We start from the raw sequence: 19,841 nt of genomic DNA, 5'->3' as shown, positions 1-19,841 counted from the left end.
TGGTCAGCCCGATTTTTGCAAGCGAGGCAGTGTTGACCTAAAGTGGACTTGCTCGAATCTATCCGGGGTCGCGGATGGGAAAGATCCCGCCCCATGATGGGAGCCGCGCCGGGCAAACCTCAAAAAGCCCACAGCATTGAGGTGCTGTTTTTTGTGTCAGGTTACTTGCCCGGCCGTTGAGTCGTTTATGCCTTCACGTATCTCGCGTCGCAAAACCAGAGGTGACTACTGAAACTGAAGCCGTAAGCGATAGGAAGCGTCAGACTGAGGGAACAGCCTCGATGCTCCGGTAGTGTGTCCCTTTGGCGAGGATGGCCCAGGCGATCCTCGCCAGTTTGTTGGCCAGGGCACAGGCCACCACGTTCGAGTGTCGCCGCGCCAACAGGCTGCGAATCCAGACGCCCAATGCATCCGTGCGGTGCTCGATGCGCTGCATGATGGCCCGCGCACATTGCACCAGCAATCGTCGCAGTTCCTTGTCGCCACGCTTGCTGATGCCCAGTAGCGTTGGTTTGCCGCCGGTGCTGTACTGCCGCGGCACCAGACCAACCGAAGCTGCAAACTGCCTTGCTGAGCCATATTGCTGGGCATCGCCCAACTCAGACATCAACACGCTGGCGGTCATCGGGCCAATGCCGTGAATCTCGAGCAGTCGTTCACTGCGTTCATCCTCGTGTAGCTGGGTAAGCAACTCACGTTCGAGCTGGTGGATCTGCTCGTCCAGATACTTGAAGTGCGCCTGCAAACGTTCGAGCACGACCACCAGCCTCGGCGGCAACGATTCTGCCTCGAGCACGGCAGGCAGTCGCCGGATCACTGCCATGCCGCGCGGCAAGCTGATACCGAACTCCAACAGAAACGCATGAATCTGATTGATCGTGCCGGTGCGGTCACGCACCAGCCGCTCGCGCACACGGTGCAAGGCTGAAACGATTTGCTGGGCTTCGTTGTGCGGGCTCACGAAACGCATGCTCGAACGAGCGGCTGCTTCGCAGATCGCCTGGGCGTCCGCGAAATCGTTCTTGTTGCCTTGCCGGAACGGTTTGACGAATTGCGGAGAAATCAGCTTGGCCTCATGGCCCAGCGCTTGAAGTCGACGTGCGATCCAGTGAGCACCGGCGCAGGCCTCCATGACCACAATGCAACGCGGAAAATTGCCCAGCAGCGTGAACATCTGGCTACGCGTGAGCTTTTTACGGAACACCATCCTGCCTGACGCATCCTGTCCATGCAGGTGGAAGCAGTGCTTGCCGAGATCGATTCCGATCAGCGATACCGTGTCCATGATGGCCCTCCAGAAGGACAAAATCCTCACTCAGCGTAGTCCACTGAGTGAGGATCGGGCTGACCATCCTATTAAGCCCGGCCGAAAAACCGGGCCGGGCTCGTTCGCCGCGCAGGCCGCCTTGCAGCGGCCGCGCAACGTGCGGGATTACTTCGCGTTCGCGAACGCGACAGCCGTATCCAGCATGCGGTTCGAGAAACCCCACTCGTTGTCGTACCAGCTCGACACCTTCACGAGGCGGCCCGACACCTTGGTCAGCGTTGCGTCGAACGTCGACGAAGCCGGGTTGTGGTTGAAGTCGATCGACACCAGCGGTGCTTCGTTGTAGCCGAGGATGCCCTTCAGCGCGCCTTCCGAAGCTTCCTTCATGATCGCGTTGACTTCCTCGACCGTCGTGTCGCGCTTTGCGATGAACGACAGGTCGACGATCGACACGTTGATCGTCGGGACGCGGATCGCGTAGCCGTCGAGCTTGCCGTTCAGTTCCGGCAGCACGAGGCCAACGGCCGAGGCAGCGCCAGTCTTCGTCGGGATCTGGCTGTGCGTGGCCGAACGCGCGCGGCGCAGGTCTTCGTGATAGACGTCCGTCAGCACCTGGTCGTTCGTGTACGCGTGGATCGTCGTCATCAGGCCGGTTTCGAGGCCGATCTTGTCGTTCAGCGGCTTGACGAGCGGTGCGAGGCAGTTCGTCGTGCACGATGCGTTCGAGATGACGGTGTGCTCGGCCTTCAGCACGTCGTGGTTCACGCCGTAGACGATCGTCGCGTCGACATCCTTGCCGCCCGGTGCCGAGATGATCACCTTCTTCGCGCCGCCCTTCAGGTGAGCGCTGGCCTTTTCCTTCGTCGTGAAGAAGCCCGTGCATTCCATCACGACGTCGACGCCCAGCTCGCCCCACGGCAGTTCGGCCGGGTTACGGTTTGCCAGCACGCGGATCTTGTCGCCGTTCACGACGAGGTAATCGCCGTCCACCGACACTTCACCCGGGAACTTGCCGTGCGCGGTGTCGTACTGGGTCAGGTGCGCGTTGGTCTTCGCATCGCCCAGATCGTTGATCGCGACGATCTCGATGTCGTGCTTCTTGCCGTTCTCGTAGAACGCGCGCAGCGTGTTGCGGCCGATGCGGCCGTAGCCGTTGATTGCGACGCGAATCGTCATGGTCTATCTCCTGATGGCTGAAAAAATTCGTTTCGTGCAGCTTCACGGTGCGACGCGCGCGAGGGGTGGCGCGCGTCGCGTATGCTTTTAGGCCAGCACGGCCTTGGCGGTCTCGACGACGTGCTCGACGGTGAAGCCGAAGTACTTGAACAGCACGCCGGCCGGCGCCGATTCGCCGAACGTGTCGATCCCGACGACGCCGCCTTCGAGGCCGACGTACTTGTGCCAGAACGACGTCACGCCCGCTTCGATCGCGACGCGGCGCACGCCGTGCGGCAGCACGCGTTCACGGTATTCGGCGTCCTGGCGGTCGAACACGTTGGTCGACGGCATCGACACGACGCGTGCCGCGATGCCCTGCTGCGCGAGCGGCTCGACGGCCTTCATCGCGAGTTCGACTTCCGAGCCCGTCGCGATCAGGATGATCTTGCGCGCGACGATTTCGTCGTCCCAGTCCTTCAGCACGTAACCGCCCTTCTCGATGTTCGCGATCTGCGCATCGGTACGCGGGTTGAACGCCAGGTTCTGGCGGCTGAAGATCAGGCTCGACGGACGGTCGGCGGCGACCGCGTGCGTCCAGGCCACGGCCGTCTCGACCGTGTCGGCCGGACGCCATACGTCGTGGTTCGGGATCAGGCGCAGGCTCGACACGTGCTCGATCGACTGGTGCGTCGGGCCGTCTTCGCCGAGGCCGATCGAGTCGTGCGTGAACACGAAGATCGACGGCACCTTCATCAGCGCGGCCACGCGCAGCGCGTTGCGGCTGTAGTCGGAGAACGTCAGGAAGGTGCCGCCGAACGGCTTGTGGCCGCCATGCAGCGCGAGGCCGTTGATCGCGGCGCTCATGCCGAATTCGCGCACGCCGTAGTTGATGTGGTTGCCCAGCTGGACGCCCGGGCCTTCCGGATTCGCGCGGACGGCCTTCGATGCCTTCCAGTTGGTCAGGTTCGAGCCGGTCAGGTCGGCCGAGCCGCCGAGCAGCTCGGGCAGCGCGGCAGCCAGGCCTTCGATCGCCTGCTGCGACGCCTTGCGGGTCGCGACCGTCTCGGCGCGCTCGTTCGCGCCGGCGATGATCGCCGCAGCCTTTTCGGCCCAGTCGGCCGGCAGCTGGTTGGCCATCCGGCGCTCGAATTCAGCGGCTTCTGCCGGGAACTTCGCGCGATACGCGGCGAACGTCGCATTCCATTCGGTTTCCGCGCGCTTGCCGGCTTCCTTCGCATCCCATGCCGCATAGACTTCCTGCGGAATCACGAACGGCGCCCAGGTCCAGCCGAGCGCTTCGCGCGTCTTCGCGATTTCTTCCGCGCCGAGCGCCGCGCCGTGCACGTCGTGGCCGCCGGCCTTGGTCGCCGCGCCCTGGCCGATCACCGTCTTGCAGCAGATCAGCGTCGGCTTGTCCGACAGCTTCGCCTTCGCGATGGCTGCGTCGACCGCGTCGACGTCATGGCCGTTCACGTTCGGGATCACGTTCCAGCCGTACGCTTCGAAGCGCTTCGGCGTGTCGTCGTGGAACCAGTTCACGACGTCGCCGTCGATCGAGATGCCGTTGTCGTCGTACAGCGCGATCAGCTTGTTCAGCTTCAGCGTGCCGGCGAGCGAGCAGGCTTCGTGCGAGATGCCTTCCATCAGGCAGCCGTCGCCGAGGAACACGTACGTGTGGTGATCGACGATCTTCGCGCCGTCACGGTTGAACTCGTCGGCCATCAGCGCTTCGCCGAGCGCCATGCCGACCGCGTTCGCGAGACCCTGGCCGAGCGGGCCGGTGGTCGTCTCGACGCCCGGCGTGATGCCGTATTCCGGGTGGCCCGGCGTCTTCGAGTGCAGCTGGCGGAAGTTCTTCAGCTCTTCGATCGGCAGGTCGTAGCCGGTCAGGTGCAGCAGCGAGTACAGCAGCATCGAGCCATGGCCGTTCGACAGCACGAAGCGGTCGCGGTCTGCCCAGTGCGGGTTCGTCGGGTTGTGCTTCAGATGGCGCGACCAGAGCGCGACGCCGATTTCGGCCATGCCCATCGGCATGCCGGGGTGGCCGGAGTTCGCTTGCTGGACGGCGTCCATCGCGAGCGCACGGATCGCGTTGGCCATCAGGGTGGTGGAGGCGGGAGACGAAGTCGTCATGTCGAGTCCGGAGAACGAGTCGAGGAAACGGGGGCACGGCGGCATCCGGAAGCTCGAGCGTCAATCGTTCCCGGCGCGCGGTGCGGCGCCTGACGGACGCGAAGCGGACGGAGCCTACGGACGGGGCTGCAAAGCTCGTCATTTTAACAGATGGGCTGACATTTCCCTTGTCCGCGCGTAGTGTTCCGGCACGGTTTTCCGTCAACGCGCCGGCCTCCTATAATTCAGACGTCGGAACTGCCTGCCCCCGAGTGGCCCGCCCGTGAGCACCACGCTTCTCTTTCACCCTACGCCCCACGCCACCTACGGCTTCCCGAATGCCCGGCGGCTCGCGCACGTCGCGTCCCCGCACCAGCAGATCGAAGTCTGGGAAACGCCGCAGCTCGGCCGCCTGTTCACGCTGGACGGCCGGCCGATGACGTCGGTCGGCGACGAGTACGTCTATCACGAGTGCATGACGCACCCGGCCGCGCTCGCGCACCCGTCGCCGAAGAAGGCGCTCGTGCTCGGCGGCGGCGACGGCGGCGCGGCACGCCAGCTGCTCAAGCATGCGTGCCTCGAGCGGATCGTGATCGCGGAGCTCGACGACGAGGTGGTCGGGATGGCACGCCGCTATCTCGACGACGTGCACCAGGGTGCGCTCGACGACCCGCGCGTCGAGGTCGTGATCGGCGACGCCGCGCATTTCGTGGAATCGACCGTCGAGCATTTCGATCTCGTCGTGTTCGACCTCACGCCGCCCGATTCGCCGGCGGCCGGCCTTTATACCCGCGCGTTCTATGCGCGGCTCAAGCGGATCCTGACGCCGTGCGGCGCGATCTCGATGCATCTCGGCTCGCCGGTGTTCCATGCAACGCGCATCGCCGCGCTGCTCGACGACCTGCGCGCGAGCTTCGCGGTCGTCGATCCGCTGTCCGCGCACGTGCCGCTGTACGGTTCGCAGTGGCTGATGGCGATCGCGAGCGACACGCTCGACGCGGCCGCGCTGTTCGCACACGACATCGACGAACGGCTCGCGGCCCGTCGCGTCCACGGCCTGCGCTACTACGATGCGCGCCTGCATGCGTCCCTCTTTGCCCTGCCGCGCGCGCTGCGCGATACACTGGGCATCCGCCGCTGAGCGTCCGCGCAGCCGCCTCGCTTCCGTTTTTCCATCGCGTCCTTGCGGGATTCGCGATGCATGGCGCCGGGGCGAAACGTCCCGGACGCCGCGCCGCCCCCTGAACGAACGCCCGGGCATCGAATCAGAACACGTGCCCAAGCGCCCCCACAGGAGATTTTCATGACCGATCCACGTCCGGCCAACGTGCCTTGGTTGACGCCCTACCTGGCCGTACGCAACGCGCGCGCGGCCATCGATTTCTTCAAGGCCGCATTCGGCTTCGAGTTGCGCGACGTGCACGACGAGGACGGCGTGATCATGCACGTCGAGATGGCCTACCGCGGCCAGCTGATCGTGATGTTCGCGCCCGAAGGCGCATTCGGCTCGACCGCGCGCACGCCGAAGAGTGCGAATGCCATCGCGCCGCAATCGTTCTACCTGTATGTCGACGACGTCGACGCCACCTGGCAGCGCGCGCTCGACGCGGGCGCGAAGTCGCTGAGCGCGCCGCAGGATCAGTTCTGGGGCGACCGGTTCGCGCAGATCGAGGATCTCGACGGCTACCGATGGGCGCTCGGGCGCCGTCTCGACGCATGACTCCAACCGTTACACGCATGAACGAAGCCACCACCACCGCGGCCGTGCCGCGCTTTTTCGTCGACGCGGCATTGCGCGCCGACGCCACGCTCGCGTTGCCGGCCGAGGTCGCGCGCCACGCACAGGTGCTGCGCCTGCAGCCCGGCGACGTGCTCGCCCTGTTCGACGGCACCGGCGGCCAGTACCGCGCACGGCTCGTCGAGATCGACAAGCGCAGTGCGCTCGCACAGATCGACACGTTCGAGCCGGCAGAGGCCGAACCGCCCTATCGCGTGACGCTCGCCCAAGGCATCGCCGGCGGCGACAAGATGGACTGGGTGATCGAGAAGGCCGTCGAGCTCGGCGTGACGGCGCTCGTGCCGCTGTCGACCGCGCGCGGCGTCGTGAAGCTGTCCGGCGAGCGTGCGGACAAGCGCGTCGCGCACTGGCGCGGCGTCGTGCGCGCGTCGTGCGAGCAATGCGGGCGCAACCGCGTGCCCGACGTCGCGCCGGTCGCCGGCTTCAGCGCATGGCTCGATAGGCTGCCTGCCGCACCGGCCGACGGCGAGCTGCGGCTGCTGCTGTCGCCGCGCGCGAGCATCCCGTTCACGTCGCTGCCCGACGCGCCGCCCGCTGCAACGGTCACGCTGCTGATCGGACCGGAAGGCGGGCTGTCGCCCGACGAGGAAAATGCGGCACGCGCACGCGGGTTCACCGCGCTGTCGCTCGGCCCCCGCGTGCTGCGCACCGAGACGGCCGGCGCGGCCGTGCTCGCGGCGCTTGCGGCGCGCTGGGGGGGATGGTGACGGGAAGTCGCACCTTCGCGCGGACGCAAAAAAGCCCGCTCGCAGCGGGCTTTTGACGGTGATTCGACGGATCGGCCGCTGGCCGACGTGCACTTACGCGAACGAGTAGAACACGCGGAACGCGACCTTGCGCTCGGCCCAGAATTCGGCCGCCTCGCGGAACACGTCGAGCAGTGTCTCGCGCCCTTCCTTGTCGAACTTCTGCGCGATCGGCAGCCCTTCGAGGACGATCACGAAACCGGGCTGCGCACCGGCCTTCGCGACGAGGTCGGTGAGGCAGTCGTACAGCGCGTCGTAGTTCTTCCCGAAATGCTTCGGAAACAGGAACGACGTCGCGATCGTTTCCATCACTTCCTGCTTCGACTGCGCGGCGCCGCAATACGCATACAGGAAATGCTGGCCGAGCCGACCGGCTTCGTCGGCGAGATCCTGCACGCGGAACGCGCGGATCGACTGCACGAGATTGGGTCGCACGGTCGTGAAAAGGCTCATAGGCTCCTCGTTCGATGAAAGCCCGGGCTCGGCTTCCTGTTGCTCCGGCGTGCCGCCGGCCTGCGCCGCCGCGTGCAGCTGAATCACACGCTGAAACAGATTGCCGTCGCCGGCCGCGAACAGTTCCGCCGCCGCCGTGTCGTGCGCGTAGATGGAGTCGCTCATGCCATTCGTCCCGAAGTCATTCAACAATACGTTTAAAACTGTTGTAGTGGTCGCCCGTGTAATAACAGTTGTCGATCCGGCGCAACGGCCCGCCACAGACGATCCGGCGCGCGCCGCGATTGCGCGCACGCGGCGTCGGCACCGTGTACTCATGGTAGTAGCCGCGCTTCGCCTTCGGCAGGATCCGCTCGCGGTTGCCGAACACGACGCCGTCTTTCTCGTACGGATAGGGGCCGCCGGCGCTGATCAAACCCAGCGTGGTCACGGCCTCGCGCGGAAGACGGGCGGTCGGGATCGTATCGAGCCCGCTCGCGGCCACGTCGGCCGGAACGGCCTCCCGTGCGTAAGCGGCGGAAACCAGACTGCCCGTCGGCGTGCCGACGATACCCATCGCGAACATCGCGAAGACGGACGCGAGCGCGCCGTTGCGGAGCCACTTGCGTGCCATGAACCAGGGTTCCCGCTGTTAAATCAAGTAGTTGACGACCAACAAAGGCGTTAGCGTAGCGTTATTGGCCGCGCGAATCAATGTCCGTTTGGGAATCGAAAGGCCAGTGATACCCGGAATTGCGCATTTTTTACCGAATTCGCACTACATTTATCTTACATGAGATAAAATACGGGCGGCATCTCTGCCATGGCAAGACTCTGCCTCCTTGCCGTGCTCGCTACGCTGAGTGGAGAGAGATGCTGATGTTGCTTGAGGGAAGCGTGTTTGCGCCCTGCCCGCGGCGTGCCCATTGCGGGCACGCCTCTTTTTGCTTTTGTTTACAATTTCGCCCGACGCGCCACACCGGATCGACCTGCCTGGCGCGTTCGTTTTGGCTCAGCGCGTGGCGTTCACGTCGGCGACCAGCAGCGCCGCCATGTTGACGATGCGACGAACGGTCGCCGATTCGGTCAGCACGTGTACCGGCTGCGCAGCGCCCAGCAGGATCGGCCCGATCGCGATGTTGTTGCCCGCGGCCGTCTTCAGCAGGTTGTACGCGATGTTCGCGGCGTCGATGTTCGGCAGGATCAGCAGGTTCGCTTCGCCTTCAAGCGTCGATTCCGGCAGGATTTCCTTGCGCAGCGCCGCATCGAGCGCGACGTCGCCGTGCATCTCGCCGTCCACCTTCAGCTCCGGCGCGCGTTCCTGCAGGATCGCGAGCGTATCGCGCATCTTCTTCGCCGAAGGTGCGTTGCTCGTGCCGAAATTCGAGTGCGACAGCAGCGCGACCTTCGGCTCGATGCCGAAGCGGCGCACTTCTTCCGCAGCCATGATCGTGATCTCGGCCAGCTCTTCCGGGGTCGGATCGACGTTCACGTGCGTGTCGACGAGGAAAATCTGGCGGCCCGGCAGCACGAGGCCGTTCATCGCCGCATACACGCTGCAGCCCGGGCGCTTGCCGATCACCTGGTCGATGAAGTGCAGGTGGCGGTGCGTGGTGCTGATCGTGCCGCAGATCATGCCGTCCGCTTCGCCCTTCTTCACCAGCATCGAGCCGATCAGCGTCGTGCGGCGGCGCATCTCGACGCGCGCGAGCTGCTCGCTGATGCCCTTGCGCGCCATCATCTTGTAGTACGTCTGCCAGAAGTCGCGGTAGCGCTCGTCGTGCTCGGTGTTCACGACCGTGAAGTCGGTACCCGGCGTCAGGCGCAGGCCGTAGCGATGGATACGGTGCTCGATCACCGACGGGCGGCCGATCAGGATCGGCTTCGCGAGTTTTTCGTCGACGATGATCTGAACGGCGCGCAACACGCGCTCTTCTTCGCCTTCCGCGAATACAACGCGCTTCTTCTCTTCCGGCGCAGCGCGCGCGATCTGGAAGATCGGCTTCATCGTCGTGCCGCTGTGGTACACGAACTGCTGCAGGTGAACGCGGTACGCCTCCATGTCCTCGATCGGGCGCGTCGCGACGCCGCCGTCCATCGCGGCCTGCGCGACGGCCGGTGCGATCTTCACGATCAGGCGCGGGTCGAACGGCTTCGGAATCAGGTATTCGGGCCCGAACGACAGGTCCTGGATGCCGTACGCGGTCGCGACGATGTCGCTCTGCTCGTGCTGCGCGAGCTCGGCGATCGCGTTGACGGCCGCGATCTCCATTTCACGCGTGATCGTCGTCGCGCCGACGTCGAGCGCGCCGCGGAAGATGAACGGGAAGCACAGGACGTTGTTGACCTGGTTCGGATAGTCGGTGCGGCCGGTCGCGAGAATCGCGTCGGGGCGCACTTCGAGCGCGGCTTCCGGCAGGATTTCCGGCGTCGGGTTCGCGAGCGCGAGGATCAGCGGGCGCTCGGCCATGCCCTTCACCATCTCCTGCTTCAGCACGCCGGCAGCCGACAGGCCGAGGAAGATGTCCGCGCCGTCGATCACTTCGGCCAGCGTCCGCGCTTCCGTTTCGCGCGCGAAACGCTCCTTGTCCGGATCCATCAGCTCGGTGCGGCCCTTGTAGACCACGCCGGCCAGGTCGGTCACCGTGATGTTCTCGAGCGGCAGGCCGATGTCGACCAGCAGGTCCAGGCACGCGAGCGCGGCCGCACCCGCGCCGGACGCGACGAGCTTGACCTTCTTGATGTCCTTGTTGACGACCTTCAGCCCGTTCGTGACGGCCGCGGCCACCACGATCGCGGTGCCGTGCTGGTCGTCGTGGAACACCGGAATCTTCATCCGCTTGCGCGCTTCGCGCTCGACGATGAAGCAATCCGGCGCCTTGATGTCTTCCAGGTTGATCCCGCCGAAGGTCGGCTCCAGCGCGGCGATCACGTCGACGAGCTTGTGCGGGTCCGACTCGTTCAGCTCGATGTCGAACACGTCGATGCCCGCGAACTTCTTGAACAGCACGGCCTTGCCTTCCATCACCGGCTTCGACGCGAGCGGGCCGATGTTGCCGAGACCGAGCACCGCCGTGCCGTTCGTGACCACGCCGACCAGGTTGCTGCGCGCGGTGAAGCGCGCCGCGTTGAGCGGATTCTCGACGATCTCCTCGCATGCGTACGCCACACCCGGCGAGTACGCGAGCGCGAGGTCGCGCTGGTTGATCATCTGCTTGGTCGGGGCGATCGCGATTTTCCCGGGGGTCGGGAATTCGTGATAATCGAGCGCGGCTTCGCGAAGTTTGGCTTTGGAGGAGGCTTGGGTAGACATGTGTCTCTTGGCGGGCGGATTAGAATAACTCTTCGACGGCATTGTAGCGCCAATCATCGGCCGCCAGACCGGCGATTCAGGTGCAACAGCCGCGACAAAATTGTACTGAACGGTGCAGGAGCGCCGCCGCTCGCCTCGTACAATGCCGTTCCTTCCACCGTTTCGGATCCATCCGCCGTGCCAGCCGCCCTCTCCGAGTTTTCGCTGATCGAACGCTTCTTCACGCGCCGCGCCGCGCAGGGCGCCCGCGCGTCGACGCTCGGCATCGGCGACGACTGCGCGTTGATCGCGCCCCGATCCGGGAAATTGCTGGCCATTTCGACGGACATGCTGGTGGAAGGCCGTCACTTCTTCCCCGACGTCGCGCCCGACGCCCTCGGCCACAAGACGCTCGCGGTCAACCTGTCGGACCTCGCCGCGATGGGCGCCGAGCCGCGCGCGTTCACGCTCGCGTGCGCGCTGCCGCGTGCCGACGCCGCGTGGCTGGAAGCGTTCAGCAACGGGCTGTTCGCGCTCGCCGAGCGCTACGGCTGCGAGTTGATCGGCGGCGACACGACGAGCGGCCCGCTGAACCTGTGCGTGACCGTGTTCGGCGAAGTCTCGCCGGAAGCGGTGCTGCGCCGCGATGCCGCGCGCGACGGTGACGACGTCTGGGTGTCCGGCACGCTCGGCGATGCGCGCGCCGGCCTCGGCGTCGCCCGCGGCGAGTGGGCGGCCGGCGCAAACGAAGCCGCGGCATTCCGGCGCGCGCTCGAGTACCCCGAACCGCGCATCGCGCTCGGCCTCGCGCTCGCGGGCGTCGCGCATGCGGCGCTCGACCTCTCGGACGGCCTCGCCGGTGACCTGCAGCACATCCCGGCCCGCTCGAACGTGCGCGCCGAGATCGATGCCGACGCGGTGCCGCGCTCGGCCGCGCTCGCGACGCTGCCGCCCGACGTACAGCGCCGCTGCACGCTGGCCGGCGGCGACGATTACGAACTGTGTTTCACCGCGCCAGCGGCGGCCGCGCGGCGGTCGAGGCGGCGGGCGTGACGGCCGGCGTGCCGGTCACCCGAATCGGTACAATACGCGCGTTGTCCGCGCCGTCGGACCAGCCCGCGATCGCGTGGCGCGACGCTGCCGGCGCGCCTCTCGCTCTCACGTTGCACGGCTTCGATCACTTCCATGCAGACTGACCCGACGCCCGCGCACACCGCGGCCGAGCCCGGCGCCGCATCCGGCGGCAACGCGCCGCGGCGCGCGACCGCACGTTTCATGCTGTCGCACCCGGCGCACATCGTGTCGCTCGGCTTCGGCAGCGGGCTCGCGCCGATCATGCCCGGCACGTTCGGCTCGCTGTTCGGCTGGCTCTCGTTCGTCGTGCTCAACCGCTATCTGACGGTGCCCGAATGGTGGGCACTGATCGCGGTCGGCTTCGTGGCGGGCACGTGGCTCACCGGATTCACCGCGAGGAAAATGGGCTCGGCCGATCCGGGCGCCGTCGTCTGGGACGAGATCGTCGCGATCTGGCTCGTGATGCTGTTCGTCACGCCCGCGACCTTCGTCGGCCAGCTGTGGGCGTTCGTCGCGTTCCGCGTCTTCGACATGCTCAAGCCGCCGCCGATCCGCTATTTCGAGCGCCGCCTGAAAGGCGGGCTCGGCATCATGGTCGACGACCTGGTCGCCGCGTTCATGACGCTGCTCGTGATCGCCCTGTGGCGCTCCGTCGTCGGCTGACCGATTTTCCGACTCCCGTTTCCCGACGCGCATGCCAACCGATTCCGTCGTCCACCAGCTTGCGATCCGCGCAGGCAACAAGCTGCGTGACGAGCACCTGACGCTCGCCACCGCCGAATCCTGCACCGGCGGCATGATCGCCGCGGCGATCACCGACATCTCCGGCAGCAGCCAGTGGTTCGAGCGCGGCTTCGTCACGTACTCGAACCAGGCCAAGATCGAGATGATCGGCGTGCCGCCCGACCTGATCGACAAGCACGGCGCCGTCAGCGAGCCCGTCGCGCGCGCGATGGCCGAAGGCGCGCTGCGCAACAGCCGCGCGCAGGTCGCGCTGTCCGTCACCGGCATCGCGGGCCCGGCCGGCGGCAGCGAGAAGAAGCCGGTCGGCACCGTGTCGTTCGGCTGGAGCAACCGGCTGCACACCGACGTCGAGACGCTCGTGTTCAAGGGCGACCGCGACCAGATCCGCACGCAGGCGGCCGCGCATGCGCTGCGCGGGCTGCTGAAGCTGCTCGACGAGCGCGAGGGCTGATCGGGCCGGGGGCGCACGCCGCCCCCCCGCTTGCCCGCTTACTGGATCGCGTCGGGCTTCACGACGATCCAGTTCTTGTCCGCCGTGACCGGCAGGCCGAGCGATTTCTGCTGCGCAGCCGATTCATCCGACCACGCGCGGATCTGCGCCATCTGCTTGTCCTTCTTGTTCACCCACACGCGCACGCCGCCGCGCGCGACGTCGGTCGCGTTCAGCAGCATGTAGCCGTCGGACGTCGGCGTGTCGCCCGCGACGAGCACCGGCTTCTTCCACTGGTCGATCCAGCCGACGATCGAGCCGAGCTTGCCTTCGTACCACGTCATCGGGTTCATCAGGAACGGCGTGATCACCAGCCCGCGGTTCGCGGCCTCGTCGTACTTGCCGGCCTTGATCTGCAGCCGCGATGTGGTCAGCGCACCGGTGGCCGGGTTGCGCAGCAGCGTCGTCACGCCGATCACGTTCTGCGGCTTCACGTTGTAGCCGTACTTCGGGTCGGACAGCACGAGCCGCGCGAGCTCCTCGTGCGCGGCCGTCATCACGTACACCTCGATCCCGTTCTCGCGCAGCGCGGTGTACAGCTCCTGCATCCCGCGGAAGAAGCGCGGCGGGTTCACCGTGCCGTCGACCACCTTGTCGCCCTGCCAGTAGCGGATCGGGATCGGCTTGCCGTCGGCGAGCATCGCGTCGACGTGGCGCTTCAGGTCGGCCAGCGACTGGCCGGCGAACGCCTGCGCGATCCACGGGTAGCAGACCAGGTCGTCGATCTCGCACAGCCGGTAGTAATAGCTCGTCAGCGATTCCCGGTAGTCGGCGGAATCCTTGAACGGAATCAGCTTCAGCGACGGGTCGAGCGTGTCGCGCGTCAGCACGCCACGGTTCTCGAGGTACGGCAGCAGCGACTCCTCGAGGTCGTAGCGATAGGTCGTGTTGTCGGCGTCGAACACCGCGTAGTCGCCGCGGTGCGCGTGCGCGGCGATCATCGCGTTCAGCGCCTTCGCGCTGTCGGCCGGCCAGTGCGAGAGGTCCGCCGCATGGGCGAACGTCATGCACAGCGATGCAGCGAATGCGCTCAGAAGTCGGCGGGACAGCTTGGGCATGGCGTCACTCCCTTTCTTGACATTTTCGTTACGGATCGATGACAAGCGGGAGCATCGCGCGATTAGATTGGCGACATGCGATACGGAAGCGACGGGAAGTTGTCCGCGTGCGCCAGTGCAGGCCAGGCGGGCGGAGGAACGGAAAAACCGAGGGGAAGCGGCGGGCTCGCGCGCGGGAGCCCGCCGGAACCGGCTGCCCGGAGCGGGCTCCTGCCCGGACCGCCGGTGCAACCGATCAACGATGCGCGTTGATCGTGTCGCGCGTCTTCTGCGCGGCGAGCGCCGCGGCTTCGGCGAAATCCTCGCCCTTGCTCGCGTACAGGATCGCGCGCGACGAGTTGATCATCATGCCGGTGCCGTCGGCGGTGCGGCCCGCATTGACGGTCGCCTGCACGTCGCCGCCCTGCGCGCCGATGCCGGGGATCAGCAGCGGCATGTCGCCGACGATCCCGCGCACGATCTCGATTTCCTTCGGGAACGTCGCGCCGACCACGAGGCCGAGCTGGCCGTTCTTCGCGTTCCACTTGTTCGCCGCGAGATCGGCTACGACCTGGTACAGCGGCCGGCCGTTCGTGTCGAGGAACTGCAGGTCGGAGCCGCCCGGGTTCGACGTGCGGCACAGCACGATCACGCCCTTGCCTTCGTGCTCGAAGTACGGCTCGACCGAGTCGTAGCCCATGTACGGGTTCACCGTGACGGCGTCCGCGCGGTAGCGCTCGAACGCTTCGCGCGCGTACTGCTCGGCCGTGCTGCCGATGTCGCCGCGCTTCGCGTCGAGGATCACGGGCAGGCCCGGATGCTGGAGGTGGATGTGCGCGATCAGCCGCTCGAGCTGGTCTTCCGCGCGATGCGCGGCGAAGTAGGCGATCTGCGGCTTGAACGCGCTCGCGTATTGCGCGGTCGCGTCGACGATCTGCCGGCAGAATTCGAAGATCGCGTCGGGCTGGCCGTCGAACTGCACGGGAAAGCGCGACGGCTCGGGATCGAGACCGACGCACAGCAGCGAATTCGTGCGCTGCCACGCGGCGCGCAGCGACTCAATGAAAGTAAGCGGGGAAGACATGGCGGATACTCGCGGCAAACCGTTGGTAGACCGCGTATTTTACCCGCGTCGCCGGCCCGCCTCGCGTGTCGCGGCATTGCCGCGCGCATCGGCGCGCTCGACGGTGAACGCGAAACGCCGCGTGAGCCGCTCGCCGGGCGCGAGCAGCGTCATCCCGTGCGCGGCCGCGCCGCCCGGCAGGTTCACCGCATTGATCGGATGATCGACCGGCTCGAAGCAGAAGAAATCCTCGCCGGGCGGCGTATAGAGCACGTACGCGTCGGCGTCCGCCGCTATCGTCAGCGACAGCCCGCGGCGCGGCCAGCTCACCGTCGCGTGGCCGCCCCAGCCGGTGAACGCATGATTGACGAGCGCGGCCGGCAGCGGATACGCGACGCCGAACTGCCAGGCCGGCGGCACGCTGACGTGCCGCACCGGCAGGAAATCCGCGCCCGACAGCCACAGCCCGCCGGCGGCCGCGGCCAGCTCGGTCGCGGCATCGCGCACGAGGAACGGATGCACGCCGAGCCCGAACGGCAGCCGCGCGCGCCCCGCGTTCTCGATCGTCAGCGCGATCGACAGCGTCGCGTCGTCGAGCTCGAACGACTGAATCGCACGGAACGCATACGGCGCGCCGGCGGTGCGATCGAGCGACAGTTGCAGCGACGTGCCGGTCGCATCGTCCACCTGCCACCGCGCGAGCCAGCCGTCGCCGTGGATCGGCAGCGGCTCGTCGCGGCGGTTGCGCGGCACCGCGACGCGGCGCCCGTCGCATTCGAACCGCCCGTCGCCGATCCGGTTGGAGTACGGCAGCAGCGGATAGCACGCGAGTTCGTTCGGGTCCGTTGCCGTCTCCGGGTGCTCGCAGCGGCGGAACACCGGCACCAGCGCGCCGTTGTCGCCGCGCCAGTCGAAGCGCGCGATGCCGCCACCGAGATGCGGCAGCACGTCGAGCCGCAGCAACGCGTTCGACAGCGTGACGGCCGCCGCATGCGCGGCGCCGACGCCCTGCGCGAAAGCCGCCGTCTGCGGGCCGGGGCTGACCGGCTGCGCGGCGGCGGCCAGGCGCGCGCGGCGCGACTGGCTGGTGGACGACGATGCGCGCGAGGACGTGGCGGTCATGGTGAACTCCTTTCCTTCGTCGAAGAAACGATGCGGAACGTGCGAACGGTCAGGCCCAGCCGCCGTCGACGATCACGTCCTGCGCGGTGATCATCCGGCTGTCGTCGGCCGCGAGAAACAGCGCCATCCGCGCGAGGTCGGCGGGCAGCAGTTCGGCATCGAGGCACTGGCCGGCCTTGATCGCCGCGCGGCCCGCGTCGTCGAGCCACAGCCGGCGCTGCTTGTCGGTCATCACCCAGCCGGGCACCAGCGAATTCACGCGGATGCCGAACGGGCCGAGGTCGCGCGCGAGCCCGCGCGTGAGCCCCTGCACGGCGGCCTTCGCCATCACGTAGACGGGATAGCCGCCGTTCTTCAGCATCCAGCTGATCGAGCCGAGGTTGATGATCGCGCCGCCGCCCCGCTGCTTCATGTCGTCGATCACCGCCTGCGCGGCGAAGAACTGGTGACGCAGGTTCACCGCGATGCCCGCGTCGAACGATGCGGGCGTCACGTCGCCGATCGCGTGGCGCGTGTCGTTCGCCGCGTTGTTCACGAGCACCGCGATCGCGCCGATGCGCGCGCGGATCGCGTCGATCGCATGGCGCAGCGCGTCGATGTCGGTCAGGTCGCACTGGAGGAACAGCGGTGCATGGCGCACGTGCGCGAGGCTTTCCGCGAGCGCGGCACCGGCCGCCGCGTCGAGGTCCACGAACGCGACGCGCGCGCCGTGCTCGGCGAAGTGTTCGACGAACGCCGCGCCGATGCCGGTCGCGCCGCCCGTGATCAGCACCGCGCGATCCTCGAGGCTCGGGTAGCGGGCATAGCGCGCGTGGCTCGCGGTGTGCGGGTCGGGCGCGGAAGTGTCGATGGTCATGCGGTTCGTCTCCGTAAGAGCGGATCGGGTCAGTCGCGGACGCCGCGGTTCTTCAACTGGTCGAGCAGCACGGCCGCGAGCAGGATCGCGCCGCGCACGAGGTACTGGTAGAACGCGTCGATGTTCAGCAGGTTCATCACGTTCTCGACGGTGCCCATGATCAGCACGCCGATCACGACGCCCGAGATCGTTGCACGGCCGCCCATCAGCGACACGCCGCCGAGCACGCACGCCGAGATCACGTTCAGCTCGAAGCCCTGCGCGGCGTTCGGCTGGCCCGACGTGATGCGCGATGCGAGGATCACGCCCGCGAGCGCAGTCACCGCGCCCTGGATCAGGAAGATGTACACGCGCGTGCGTTCGACGTTGATGCCCGCGAGCCGCGAGGCTTCCGGGTTGCCGCCGATCGCGAGCGTGTTGCGGCCGTATACCGTCTGGTTCAGCAGCACGCCGAACGCGATGAAGCACAGCAGCGTGACCCAGATCGGCAGCGACACGCCGAAGAGCGTGAGCCCGCCGAGCGCGATGAAGGTATCCGACGACACGCCGACCGCCTGCCCCTTCGACACGATGAAGCCCAGCCCGCGCACGATCTCCATCGTCGCGAGCGTCGTGATCAGCGCGTTGATGCGCAGGTACGCGATCACCGCGCCGTTCACGAAGCCGATCGCGGCGCCGGCCGCGACCGCCGCGACGATCGCGACGAACGTGTTGTCGGTCGCGTTCAGCACCATCGCGCACAGCACGCCCGAGAACGCGACGGTCGAGCCGATCGACAGGTCGAAGTCGCGCGATGCGAGACAGAACATCATCGTGCACGCGACCATGCCGATCTGCGAGATCGACAGCGCGAGGCCGAGCATGTTGTCGATCGAGAAGAAGTGATCGACGGTCAACGACATCGTGATGAACATCACCGCGAAGATCGCGATCAGGCTGTATTCGGTCAGATGCTGCCACCACTTCTGGCGGTCGCTCTGCTGTGGCACCAGCGCGTCGGCCGACGGCTTCACGGCGGCGCTGCCAAGGTTTTCGTTGACTTGCATGATTGAGTCTCCTGCTCCTGCATCGCACGGCCTGCGCCGCGCATGTCCGATTCGATTGTCGTGTCCTGCGTCAGGCCGCCTCGACGGCGCTCGTCTGCGGCAGCGCCAGGCTCAGCACCGCGTGTTCGTTCGCCTGGTCGCGCGGCAGCTCGCCCGCGATCCGGCCCTCGCGCATCACGACGATGCGGTCGGACACGCCGAGCACTTCCGGCAGCTCCGACGACACCATCACGATCGCGCAGCCGCGTTCCGCGAGCCGGTAGATCACGTCGTAGATCTCGTGTTTCGCGCCGACGTCGATCCCGCGCGTCGGCTCGTCGAGGATCACGACCTTCAGGTCGGGCTCCGCGAGCCAGCGCGACAGGATCGCCTTCTGCTGGTTGCCGCCCGACAGGAAGCGGATCTTCTGCCGCCGGTTCGGCGTCTTGATCTTGAGCCGCTGGATGAAACGGTCGGCCGTTTCGCTCTCGGCCCTGCGGTTGATGAAGAGCCCCGCGCGCAGCGAATGGCGGCGGCAGCTGATGTTGATGTTCTCCGCGACCGACGCGATCGCGATGATCCCTTCTTCTTTACGATCCTCGGGGCACAGCACGATGCCGTGCCGGATCGCGTCGCCGGTGCGCTTCACGTCGATGCGCGCGCCGTCGAGCGTCAGCGCGCCCGCGCGCCGGCGATCCGCGCCGTACACGAGCCGCATCAGCTCGCTGCGCCCGGCGCCCACGAGCCCGAAGAAGCCGACGATCTCGCCCGCGCGCACCGAGAAGCTCGCGGGTTCGCGCAGTGCCGGGCCGTCGATGCCGTCGGCCGCGAAGCGCACGTCGCCGAGCGCACGCGGCGCGTAATGGTAGATATCCGAAATCTCGCGCCCGACCATCTCGGCGACGAGCCGTTCGCGCGGCACGTCGGCGAGCGATTCGTGCGATGCGATCTTGCGCCCGTCGCGGAAGATCGTGCAGGCGTCGCACAACCGGTAGATCTCGTCCATCCGGTGCGAGATGTAGATCAGCGCGCGGCCCTGCGCACGCAGGTCGTCGACGAGCTTGAACAGCACTTCGGTCTCGCGATGCGACAGCGAGCTGGTCGGCTCGTCGAGCGCGATCACGCGCGCATTGCGCATCAGCGCCTTGCAGATCTCGACCATCTGCCGCTGCGCGATCGACAGCCGCCCGAGCTTCGCGTCCGGATCGAGGTCGACGCCCATCGCGGCGAGCCGCTCGCGCACGAAGCGCTTCGCCTCGCGCTTCCTGACCCAGCCGAACGCATTCGGCAGGCGGCCGAGCAGCAGGTTTTCCGCGACCGTCAGGTCGGGCACGTACTGCAGCTCCTGGTGAATCACCGCGATGCCGGCCGCGATCGACGCGGCCGCACTCGCGAACTGCACGGGCTGGCCGTCGACCAGCACGCTGCCCGCATCGGGCTGGTATTCGCCGCCGAGAATCTTCAGCAGCGTCGACTTGCCCGCGCCGTTCTCGCCCATCAGGCCATGCACCTCGCCCGCATGCACGTCGAACGAAATGCCGTCGAGTGCGCGCACGCCGGGAAAGACCTTGCCGATATTGTCAAAACGCAGTGCCGCTGACACGTCGTCTCCCTACTTCCTGGTC

The 19,841-nt window shown here is 66.9% G+C and carries 17 protein-coding genes and 1 pseudogene; 6 read left to right on the top strand and 12 right to left on the bottom strand.

The window, feature by feature from the left end:
• Window positions 1–259: 259 nt before the first annotated feature.
• The 3 genes from LXE91_RS08005 to tkt form a co-directional block, all read right to left on the bottom strand.
• The gene (locus LXE91_RS08005) at window positions 260–1,285 is read right to left on the bottom strand and encodes an IS110 family RNA-guided transposase (protein WP_278068125.1); all 1,026 of its coding nucleotides are present in this window, start codon (window positions 1,283–1,285) and stop codon (window positions 260–262) included.
• 147 nt (window positions 1,286–1,432) lie between these two features.
• Complete coding sequence (gene gap / locus LXE91_RS08000; RefSeq protein ID WP_039339278.1) at window positions 1,433–2,443, bottom strand: type I glyceraldehyde-3-phosphate dehydrogenase; 1,011 nt, start codon at window positions 2,441–2,443, stop codon at window positions 1,433–1,435.
• 87 nt (window positions 2,444–2,530) lie between these two features.
• The gene (gene tkt / locus LXE91_RS07995; protein WP_039339276.1) at window positions 2,531–4,603 is read right to left on the bottom strand and encodes a transketolase; all 2,073 of its coding nucleotides are present in this window, start codon (window positions 4,601–4,603) and stop codon (window positions 2,531–2,533) included.
• A gap of 217 nt (window positions 4,604–4,820) precedes the next feature.
• Between tkt and speE the strand changes: the two genes are divergently transcribed.
• From speE to LXE91_RS07980, 3 genes are all read left to right on the top strand, one after another.
• Window positions 4,821–5,678, top strand: a complete 858-nt coding sequence (gene speE, locus LXE91_RS07990) for a polyamine aminopropyltransferase (protein WP_039339273.1) — start codon at window positions 4,821–4,823, stop codon at window positions 5,676–5,678.
• Window positions 5,679–5,840: 162 nt separating this feature from the next.
• Window positions 5,841–6,257 (top strand): VOC family protein, encoded by a 417-nt coding sequence (locus LXE91_RS07985; protein WP_039339271.1) that lies wholly within the window; start codon window positions 5,841–5,843, stop codon window positions 6,255–6,257.
• Between the two features lie 17 nt (window positions 6,258–6,274).
• On the top strand, window positions 6,275–7,042 hold the full coding sequence (locus LXE91_RS07980) for a 16S rRNA (uracil(1498)-N(3))-methyltransferase (protein ID WP_039339268.1): 768 nt from the start codon (window positions 6,275–6,277) through the stop codon (window positions 7,040–7,042).
• 93 nt (window positions 7,043–7,135) lie between these two features.
• Here the strand turns inward: LXE91_RS07980 and LXE91_RS07975 are convergent, their stop codons facing one another.
• The 3 genes from LXE91_RS07975 to LXE91_RS07965 all read right to left on the bottom strand — a co-directional run bounded on the left by LXE91_RS07975 (window position 7,136) and on the right by LXE91_RS07965 (window position 10,868).
• Window positions 7,136–7,699 (bottom strand): barstar family protein, encoded by a 564-nt coding sequence (locus LXE91_RS07975; RefSeq protein ID WP_006476945.1) that lies wholly within the window; start codon window positions 7,697–7,699, stop codon window positions 7,136–7,138.
• Between the two features lie 16 nt (window positions 7,700–7,715).
• Window positions 7,716–8,147 carry a guanyl-specific ribonuclease gene (locus LXE91_RS07970; RefSeq protein WP_039339266.1) on the bottom strand — a complete coding sequence of 144 codons (432 nt, stop codon included), beginning with the start codon at window positions 8,145–8,147 and terminating at the stop codon, window positions 7,716–7,718.
• Window positions 8,148–8,525: 378 nt separating this feature from the next.
• The gene (locus LXE91_RS07965) at window positions 8,526–10,868 is read right to left on the bottom strand and encodes an NADP-dependent malic enzyme (protein ID WP_269755970.1); all 2,343 of its coding nucleotides are present in this window, start codon (window positions 10,866–10,868) and stop codon (window positions 8,526–8,528) included.
• A gap of 135 nt (window positions 10,869–11,003) precedes the next feature.
• Here LXE91_RS07965 and thiL point away from each other — a divergent pair.
• The 3 genes and pseudogenes from thiL to LXE91_RS07950 all read left to right on the top strand — a co-directional run bounded on the left by thiL (window position 11,004) and on the right by LXE91_RS07950 (window position 13,074).
• Window positions 11,004–12,001, top strand: a pseudogene (thiL, locus tag LXE91_RS07960) (thiamine-phosphate kinase).
• Window positions 11,991–12,542 carry a phosphatidylglycerophosphatase A family protein gene (locus LXE91_RS07955; RefSeq protein ID WP_039352988.1) on the top strand — a complete coding sequence of 184 codons (552 nt, stop codon included), beginning with the start codon at window positions 11,991–11,993 and terminating at the stop codon, window positions 12,540–12,542. The pseudogene thiL and the gene LXE91_RS07955 overlap by 11 nt, the downstream one beginning before the upstream one ends.
• Before the next feature lie 31 nt (window positions 12,543–12,573).
• On the top strand, window positions 12,574–13,074 hold the full coding sequence (locus LXE91_RS07950) for a CinA family protein (protein ID WP_039352991.1): 501 nt from the start codon (window positions 12,574–12,576) through the stop codon (window positions 13,072–13,074).
• Window positions 13,075–13,112: 38 nt separating this feature from the next.
• Here the strand turns inward: LXE91_RS07950 and LXE91_RS07945 are convergent, their stop codons facing one another.
• From LXE91_RS07945 to araG, 6 genes are all read right to left on the bottom strand, one after another.
• Window positions 13,113–14,171, bottom strand: a complete 1,059-nt coding sequence (locus tag LXE91_RS07945; protein WP_039352993.1) for a hypothetical protein — start codon at window positions 14,169–14,171, stop codon at window positions 13,113–13,115.
• A 235-nt stretch (window positions 14,172–14,406) separates the two neighbouring features.
• Window positions 14,407–15,234 (bottom strand): orotidine-5'-phosphate decarboxylase, encoded by an 828-nt coding sequence (gene pyrF, locus LXE91_RS07940; RefSeq protein ID WP_011350899.1) that lies wholly within the window; start codon window positions 15,232–15,234, stop codon window positions 14,407–14,409.
• Window positions 15,235–15,273: 39 nt separating this feature from the next.
• Window positions 15,274–16,335: an aldose 1-epimerase gene (locus LXE91_RS07935; RefSeq protein ID WP_039352996.1), complete on the bottom strand. Its 1,062-nt coding sequence runs from the start codon at window positions 16,333–16,335 to the stop codon at window positions 15,274–15,276.
• A 49-nt stretch (window positions 16,336–16,384) separates the two neighbouring features.
• Window positions 16,385–17,191 (bottom strand): SDR family NAD(P)-dependent oxidoreductase, encoded by an 807-nt coding sequence (locus tag LXE91_RS07930; RefSeq protein ID WP_039352999.1) that lies wholly within the window; start codon window positions 17,189–17,191, stop codon window positions 16,385–16,387.
• A 29-nt stretch (window positions 17,192–17,220) separates the two neighbouring features.
• Entirely contained in the window at window positions 17,221–18,237 is a 1,017-nt protein-coding gene (gene araH, locus LXE91_RS07925; protein ID WP_039353002.1) for an L-arabinose ABC transporter permease AraH, read from the bottom strand.
• Window positions 18,238–18,307: 70 nt separating this feature from the next.
• Window positions 18,308–19,819 (bottom strand): L-arabinose ABC transporter ATP-binding protein AraG, encoded by a 1,512-nt coding sequence (araG, locus tag LXE91_RS07920; RefSeq protein WP_039353005.1) that lies wholly within the window; start codon window positions 19,817–19,819, stop codon window positions 18,308–18,310.
• Window positions 19,820–19,841: the final 22 nt, after the last annotated feature.

The organism is Burkholderia contaminans (genome assembly GCF_029633825.1).
GTDB classification, from domain to species: domain Bacteria; phylum Pseudomonadota; class Gammaproteobacteria; order Burkholderiales; family Burkholderiaceae; genus Burkholderia; species Burkholderia contaminans.
This window is presented reverse-complemented; position numbering and strand designations above follow the sequence as displayed.